General features: G+C 41.0%; 8 protein-coding genes and 1 pseudogene. 6 read left to right on the forward strand and 3 right to left on the reverse strand.

The genetic code is table 11. The annotated features are described in order from the left end of the window. Positions 1-12 precede the first annotated feature (12 nt). Positions 13-567: pseudogene (gene wecB, locus BKK52_RS11765) on the reverse strand (non-hydrolyzing UDP-N-acetylglucosamine 2-epimerase); the annotation flags it as partial. A 307-nt stretch (positions 568-874) separates the two neighbouring features. Here wecB and BKK52_RS11770 point away from each other — a divergent pair. The 4 genes from BKK52_RS11770 to bexA are packed head-to-tail and all read left to right on the forward strand — an operon-like array spanning position 875 to position 4,659. Next, entirely contained in the window at positions 875-2,065 is a 1,191-nt protein-coding gene (locus tag BKK52_RS11770) for a polysaccharide biosynthesis/export family protein (RefSeq protein ID WP_077478772.1), read from the forward strand. Positions 2,066-2,081: 16 nt separating this feature from the next. After that, positions 2,082-3,212 carry a capsule biosynthesis protein gene (locus tag BKK52_RS11775; RefSeq protein WP_077417687.1) on the forward strand — a complete coding sequence of 377 codons (1,131 nt, stop codon included), beginning with the start codon at positions 2,082-2,084 and terminating at the stop codon, positions 3,210-3,212. Then, on the forward strand, positions 3,212-4,009 hold the full coding sequence (locus BKK52_RS11780; protein WP_077478773.1) for an ABC transporter permease: 798 nt from the start codon (positions 3,212-3,214) through the stop codon (positions 4,007-4,009). The genes BKK52_RS11775 and BKK52_RS11780 overlap by 1 nt, the downstream gene beginning before the upstream one ends. Continuing rightward, positions 4,006-4,659 carry a capsule polysaccharide exporter ATP-binding protein BexA gene (gene bexA, locus BKK52_RS11785; protein ID WP_077478774.1) on the forward strand — a complete coding sequence of 218 codons (654 nt, stop codon included), beginning with the start codon at positions 4,006-4,008 and terminating at the stop codon, positions 4,657-4,659. Before BKK52_RS11780 ends, bexA begins: the two co-directional genes overlap by 4 nt. A 48-nt stretch (positions 4,660-4,707) precedes the next feature. Here bexA and tpiA read toward each other — a convergent pair whose 3' ends face one another. Then, complete coding sequence (gene tpiA, locus BKK52_RS11790) at positions 4,708-5,475, reverse strand: triose-phosphate isomerase (RefSeq protein WP_077420886.1); 768 nt, start codon at positions 5,473-5,475, stop codon at positions 4,708-4,710. Positions 5,476-5,647: 172 nt separating this feature from the next. On the opposite strand from tpiA, the gene BKK52_RS11795 reads away from it, so the two are divergent. Continuing rightward, positions 5,648-6,082: a GNAT family N-acetyltransferase gene (locus tag BKK52_RS11795; protein WP_077420887.1), complete on the forward strand. Its 435-nt coding sequence runs from the start codon at positions 5,648-5,650 to the stop codon at positions 6,080-6,082. After that, positions 6,082-6,969, forward strand: a complete 888-nt coding sequence (gene xerC / locus BKK52_RS11800) for a tyrosine recombinase XerC (protein WP_077420888.1) — start codon at positions 6,082-6,084, stop codon at positions 6,967-6,969. The genes BKK52_RS11795 and xerC overlap by 1 nt, the downstream gene beginning before the upstream one ends. Before the next feature lie 97 nt (positions 6,970-7,066). On the opposite strand, the gene BKK52_RS11805 is transcribed toward xerC, so the two are convergent. Next, a partial coding sequence (locus BKK52_RS11805) for a DMT family transporter (RefSeq protein ID WP_158076053.1) occupies positions 7,067-7,282 on the reverse strand: 216 nt, incomplete at its 5' end.

The following is a 7,282-nucleotide window of genomic DNA, read 5'->3' on the forward strand; positions in this document are numbered from 1 at the left end:
TCTACTTCAGCCCCTTAATTTTTCTATTACGGTAAGAAGTGCATCAATAACGGTATTCCCTGTAACAAAAATACTTTCACTTTTTTTATTTTCGGCTAGCAAATTACTTTTTGCAGTTTCAGTTGGTGCAAAATGTAAATCAGCAAGAACAGAAGTTAAGCAACGATTTGCTTCTTCTGGCCAAGGGGAATAAATGTTGTTTGTACGGAGTCCAGCTTCAATGTGACCAACAGAGATTTTTTGATAGAAAGCAGCTAAACTTGCTGCGAAAGTGGTTGTAGTGTCACCGTGTACAAGAATGTAGTTAGGTTTGAACTCTTCTAATACTGGGGTTAGTTTTTCGATAATTGCGGTTGTGATGCTTTGTAATGTTTGGGATTCTTTCATAATGTTCAGATCATATTCTGGTTGAATTTCAAACAAAGAAAGCACTTGATCTAGCATTTCTCTATGTTGTCCGGTTACACATACTTTTGAGATGATGTTCGGTGTGGATTTTAATTGGTTTACTAATGGCGCCATTTTTATAGCTTCTGGACGAGTTCCAAAAACAGTTAAAATTTTCATTTCTAAATTTCCAAAATATCAGTTCTGTTTAATTTTAAGCGTAAGAGTATAGTTTTTGTGAATAAAAATCAACAGGTTATAATGTATTTCTTATCATCTACATGATAGACTTTATTGTTATTGTTATTGGAAATTATCTATAAAATCAATAGGTTTTAGAAAAATAAAAGAATTAATTTAGAGAATAAGTGGGAGAGAGTAGTGATATTTTTCTACACAAAGCCTGTGTATATATTAATATCATTTTTCCGATTTACAATTTAGATGTTATACTTCACTCGTTTGTCATTACTAATGAGAGCTTTTGATGAAAAATTATCAAGTAAAACAGATTGCGATGGGTGTGATGCTTGCCCTAGTGCTTTCAGCCTGTTCATCGTTGCCTACCTCTGGTCCTAGCCATTCAGCCGTTTTGAAGGTGAATCAAAATAGTGATGCCTCTAAATTGGCAGGTCAGGTGAATGTGGTTGAGCTGAACGATGCGTTGGTGCAGAAAATGTATTTTATGCAACAAAGTCAGAAATTTTCAGGCTTTGCCGGTATGGGCGTTGAGGCGGGTTATTCCGGTACAGTAAATGTAGGGGATGTTCTGGAGATTTCTATTTGGGAAGCACCACCTGCGGTGTTGTTTGGGACAACCTTCAGTAGCGAGGGACAAGGCAGTGGACACGTTACGCAGTTGCCTTCGCAGATGGTGAATCAGAATGGGACGGTTACGGTGCCTTTTGTGGGAAATTTGCGTGTAGTAGGTAAAACCCCGGAAACGATTCAATCTCAAATTGTTGCTGCGTTAAACCGTAAGGCGAACCAACCGCAAGCAGTGGTGAAAATAGCGAATAATTTTTCAAGCGATGTTACGGTAATTCGTCAAGGTAGCACGGTGCGTATGCCGCTGACCGCAAACAGTGAACGTGTGTTAGATGCAGTTGCTGCTGTGGGAGGAACTACGGAAAATATTGAAGATGTAACGGTTCAGTTAACACGTGGTAATCAGGTGAAAACGTTAGCGTTTGAAACCTTAATTGCGGATCCTGCTCAAAATATTATGTTGCGTTCGGGCGATGTCGTTTCACTTTTAAATACGCCATATAAATTCACCGGTTTGGGGGCGTTGGGTAATAATCAGCAAATGCGTTTTTCAAGCAGCGGGATTACGCTTGCGGAAGCCATTGGCAAAATGGGTGGGTTGATTGATACTCGTTCTGATCCTCGCGGTATATTTGTATTCCGTTATGTACCATTTACGCAGTTAGATTATCAAGCTCAACAAGAATGGGCGGCGAAAGGTTACAGCGTAGGAACGGATATACCAACGGTGTATCGGGTAAATTTGCTTGAGCCTCAATCAATGTTTTTACTTCAACGTTTCCCTGTTCAAAATAAGGATATCGTGTATGTATCGAATGCACCACTTGCAGAATTCCAAAAATTCTTAAGTATGATTTTTTCGATTACATCACCGGTAACGAGTACGACCAATTCAATCAGAAATTTCTAATTTAAGAGTAAAGCCTATGACAACCGAAACCTCGGTAAAACAGAAAAAGAAAAACGCCCTGTGGAAAAAATTGAATCCGCTATTTTGGATTACAGTGTTAATTCCGACCGCACTTTCATCGGTCTATTTTGGCTTGTTTGCCTCAGATATTTATGTATCTGAATCCAGCTTTGTGGTACGTTCGCCACGCAATCAATCTTCACTTTCCGGCGTGGGGGCATTGTTGCAGGGGGCGGGGTTTTCCCGTTCTCAAGATGACACTTATTCCGTGCAGGAGTATATGCGTTCTCGCACGGCATTAGATGAGTTGGAGAAAGCGTTGCCGGTACGTGAATTTTATTCAGAAAAGGGCGATATTTTAAGTCGCTTTAATGGCTTTGGTTTTAATGATACACAAGAGGCGTTTTATCGTTATTTTAAGGATCGATTAGGGGTGGATGTAGATTCTGTTTCGGGCATTGCGACCTTACGTGTAAGAGCGTTTAACGCGGATGAAGGTTTCCAAATAAATGATCGTTTGTTGAAAGAGGGGGAGGCATTAATCAACCGTTTAAACGAACGTGCGAGAAAAGATACGGTCGAGTTTGCCGAACAAGCGGTGATAGAGGCTGAAAAAAATGTCAATGAAACCGCCCAAGCCTTAAGTCAATATCGGATCAAAAACAAAATTTTTGATTTGCCTGCGCAATCGGGTGTGCAACTCACGTTGATTTCAAGTCTTAAAAGTGAGCTGATTCGTGTGGAAACACAGCTTGCGCAGTTGATTTCCATTACACCGGATAACCCACAAGTGCCGGCTTTACAAATGCGCCAAAAAAGTTTGAAGAAAGAAATTGATGAACAATCTCGTCAGCTTTCAGGCACAGGCAATTCTGCCGCTACTCAAACAGCAGATTATCAGCGCTTAGTGCTTGCTAATGAGTTAGCACAACAACAATTGACAGCCGCAATGACCTCTTTGCAAAACACGCGTGGTGAGGCAGACCGTCAACAGCTTTATTTGGAAGTAATTAGCCAACCAAGCAAACCGGACTGGGCGTTGGAGCCAAACCGTATTTACAATATTATTGCCACTTTCATTATCGGTTTTATTTTGTATGGTGTGTTGAGTTTATTAATTGCCAGCATAAGAGAGCATAAAAACTAATGCAGTATGGTGACCAGACTTCTTTTAAACAGTCATTAGCTATTCAAGGGCGTGTGATCAATGCATTGCTGATGCGTGAAATCATCACGCGTTATGGGCGAAAGAATCTTGGCTTTTTATGGCTGTTTGTTGAGCCACTATTGCTCACTTTTTTTATAGTGATGATGTGGAAATTTTTACGTGCTGATAAGGTCTCTACGCTAAATATTATCGCTTTTTTGATGACAGGTTATCCTATGGCGATGATGTGGCGAAATGCCTCTAACCGTGCCATTGGTTCAATTTCGGCGAACTTGAGCTTGCTTTACCATCGTAATGTGCGAGTATTAGATACTATCTTTACTCGTGTCTTATTAGAAGTTGCAGGTGCTTCTATTGCGCAAATTCTGTTTATGGCTGTGTTGGTGGCAATTGATTGGATTCCATTTCCGCAAGACGTGCTTTATATGCTGATTGCGTGGTTTTTAATGGCGGTTTTTGCCTTCGGATTGGGGTTAATCATCTGTGCTATTGCTCAACAAATAGACTTCTTTGGAAAAATTTGGGGCACGTTGAGTTTCGTGTTGTTGCCCCTTTCCGGTGCCTTCTTCTTTGTACATAATTTGCCGACACAGGTACAAAATATGGCACTTTGGTTACCAATGATTCACGGTACAGAAATGTTCCGACACGGTTATTTTGGCGAAACTGTAATCACCTACGAAAGTATAGGTTTTTTAATTGTCAGCGATTTAATCTTGCTTTTGATTGGCTTGGCAATGGTGAGAAATTTTAGCAAAGGAGTAGAGCCACAATGATTCGAGTCAAAAATGTGAGCAAAAAATATCACACCAAGAGTGGCTGGAAAACCGTGCTAAAAGATATCAATTTTGACTTACAAAAAGGCGAAAAAATCGGAATTTTAGGGCGAAATGGCGCTGGCAAATCTACGCTTATTCGCTTAATGAGTGGCATTGAACCACCCACAACCGGAATCATCGAACGGGAAATGTCGATTTCTTGGCCTTTGGCTTTTAGTGGGGCATTTCAAGGTAGCCTAACGGGAATGGATAATTTGCGCTTTATTTGCCGATTGTATGATGTTGATCCTGATTATGTAACAAAATTCACGAAAGAATTTTCTGAATTGGGGGATTATTTATATGAGCCCGTGAAAAAATACTCCTCAGGAATGAAAGCTCGTTTGGCGTTTGCCTTGTCTCTTTCGGTGGAATTTGATTGCTATTTAATTGATGAAGTGATTGCGGTGGGGGATTCACGTTTTGCTGAGAAGTGTAAGTATGAGTTGTTTGAAAAACGTAAAGATCGCTCTATTATCCTCGTTTCACACAGCCCTTCTGCGATAAAATCCTATTGTGATAATGCGGTTGTGTTAGAAAATGGTATTATGCACCACTTTGAAAATATGGATAAGGCATATCAGTATTATAATGAGTCACAGAAGTGAAAAGTGCGGTTAAATTTCACCGCACTTTTTATATCTAACAATAAAATTTTACTGCTTTGCTGCCGCCGCTGCTTTGACGATTACCGCAAATGCCGGGGCTTTAAGAGATGCACCACCGACCAACGCACCGTCAATATCCGGCTGAGTAAATAATTCTGCAGCGTTTGCATCGTTCACAGAGCCGCCGTATTGGATAATCACTTGCTCTGCAACTGCTTGAGATTTCGCGGCGATATGTCCACGAATAAAGGCATGAACGGCTTGCGCTTGGGCAGGTGTTGCTGATTTTCCGGTACCAATTGCCCAAATCGGCTCATAAGCAATCACCGCACCGTTAAAGGCATCCACACCTAATGCATTAATCACCGCATCAATTTGACGGGCGCACACTTCTTCGGTTTTACCCGCTTCATTTTCTTCTTCAGATTCACCAATACATAACACCGGCACTAAACCTGCTTCTTTCAATGCGGCAAATTTTTTCGCAATAAAAGCATCACTTTCTTGATGATAAGTACGGCGTTCGGAGTGACCGATAATAATATATTTCGCCCCAAACTCCTTTAACATTTCTGTTGAAATATCACCGGTAAATGCCCCTTTGACATTCACATCTACATTTTGTGCACCAAGGGAAATTTGGCTATTGGCTAATGCAGCTTCCGCCTCTGCCAAATACATCACCGGTGGGGCGATAGCCACATCACAGCCTGTAACACCGGCTAATTCGTGCTTTAAACCTTCAATTAATTCTTTGGTAAAAGCTTTGCTACCGTTTAATTTCCAGTTTCCCATCACTAAAGGACGACGTGCCATTTTTGTTTCTCCATACTAATTAATAAAACGGGTTTACTATACCAAATTTTGCACGTTATTCTTTGCTCAAAATCACGATTTTTAAAATTTTTTCCCGAATGCGTGATTATTCTGCCTGAAAAAGCTACAATTCACTGTATAGATTCAATAAAAAATAACCCATTTTATTACGATGAAGATTTTTAAAGCCGAACAATGGAATATTGAGGTGCTCTTACCGCTTTTTGAACATTACCGCCTCGCTAATGGAATGACAGAAAATCCTGACCGCACTTTAACTTTCCTAACCAATCGTATTCGTTTCAATGAAAGTATTTTTTTTATTGCGGTCAATTCACAAGATAAAGCGATAGGATTCATTCAACTCTACCCCCGTTTATCTTCATTACAATTACAACGCTATTGGCAACTCACCGATATTTATGCTCTCGATAGCGATAAGAAAAACGACCTCTACACGGCATTAATCTCTAAAGCAAAAGAATTTGTGCGTTATACCCAATCCAATCGCTTGGTGGCAGAATTAGGGCAAACGCAGCAGGATTTATTGGAAGCTGAAGGGTTTAAATTGAACCCGAAAAAAAGTCTGTTTGAATTGAGTTTATAATGCATACCGATCTGCAAGCTTACTGGGATTATTTACGCATCGAGCGCCAACTCAGCCCTCATACGCTGACCAACTATCAACGACAACTTGAAGCGGTGATAGCATTGCTAAACGCACAAGGTATTCAACAATGGCAACAAATTACCCCCAGTGTTGTGCGTTTTATGTTGGCAGAAAGCAAAAAAGAGGGGTTGAAAGAAAAAAGCTTGGCACTGCGCCTTTCCGCCCTGAGAATGTTTTTGAGTTATTTAGTCCAACAGGGAAAATTAAAAGCCAATCCCACTACAGGTATTTCTGCCCCCAAACTCAGTAAACGCTTACCTAAAAATATTGATGGCGACCAGATCCAACAGCTCCTTGCCAATGACAGCAAAGAACCTATCGATATTCGTGATCGGGCAATATTAGAATTAATGTACAGTTCCGGCCTGCGCTTATCTGAACTCCAAGGATTAGATTTAAGCAGTATCAATACGCGTACCCGTGAAGTTCGTGTGTTGGGAAAAGGCAATAAGGAACGTATCGTCCCTTTTGGCCGCTACGCCTCACACGCCCTCCAACAATGGCTTAAAGTGCGGTTATTATTCAACCCAAAAGATGACGCCTTATTTGTCAGCCAACTGGGCAATCGAATTTCTCATCGTTCCATCCAAAAACGCTTGGAAACCTGGGGTGTTCGCCAAGGCTTAAACAGCCACTTAAACCCGCATAAGTTGCGCCATTCATTTGCCACCCATATGCTTGAAGCCAGTTCGGATCTACGGGCAGTGCAAGAATTACTCGGGCATAGCAACCTATCGACCACGCAAATTTACACTCACCTTAACTTCCAACACCTCGCAGAAGTTTACGATCAAGCCCACCCTAGAGCAAAACGTAAAAAATAAACTGATAGGTAAATAATTGTAGTCCCCTCATTTATATTGAATGGGGTTAAATCCTTCGCCAATTCAACGATGATTATGCCGCACAAGGGAACATTTTTTAGTGTCCTGACATATGAGAAACCGTGTTGAGCAATACTACGCCAAGTAAAATCAGCCCAATGCTGATTATCCCCATCAAATCAGGCTTTTGACCGAAAAAGAGAATGCTCACAACAGAGGTCAGCACCAGCCCTAACCCAGCCCAAATGGCATAGGCTGTGCCAAGCGGTAAGGTTTTAAGGGCAAGGGATAAAAAATAAGGGGCTGACGTAGA

It is taken from the genome of Rodentibacter trehalosifermentans (assembly GCF_002000545.1).
Lineage (GTDB): Bacteria > Pseudomonadota > Gammaproteobacteria > Enterobacterales > Pasteurellaceae > Rodentibacter > Rodentibacter trehalosifermentans.

Excerpts from the sequence above, each read along its gene's own strand:
- BKK52_RS11770 (WP_077478772.1), top strand. The coding sequence starts at position 875 with ATGAAAAATTATCAAGTAAAACAGATTGCGATGGGTGTGATGCTTGCC.
- BKK52_RS11775 (WP_077417687.1), top strand. The coding sequence starts at position 2,082 with ATGACAACCGAAACCTCGGTAAAACAGAAAAAGAAAAACGCCCTGTGG.
- BKK52_RS11780 (WP_077478773.1), top strand. The coding sequence starts at position 3,212 with ATGCAGTATGGTGACCAGACTTCTTTTAAACAGTCATTAGCTATTCAA.
- bexA (WP_077478774.1), top strand. The coding sequence starts at position 4,006 with ATGATTCGAGTCAAAAATGTGAGCAAAAAATATCACACCAAGAGTGGC.
- tpiA (WP_077420886.1), bottom strand. The coding sequence starts at position 5,475 with ATGGCACGTCGTCCTTTAGTGATGGGAAACTGGAAATTAAACGGTAGC.
- BKK52_RS11795 (WP_077420887.1), top strand. The coding sequence starts at position 5,648 with ATGAAGATTTTTAAAGCCGAACAATGGAATATTGAGGTGCTCTTACCG.
- xerC (WP_077420888.1), top strand. The coding sequence starts at position 6,082 with ATGCATACCGATCTGCAAGCTTACTGGGATTATTTACGCATCGAGCGC.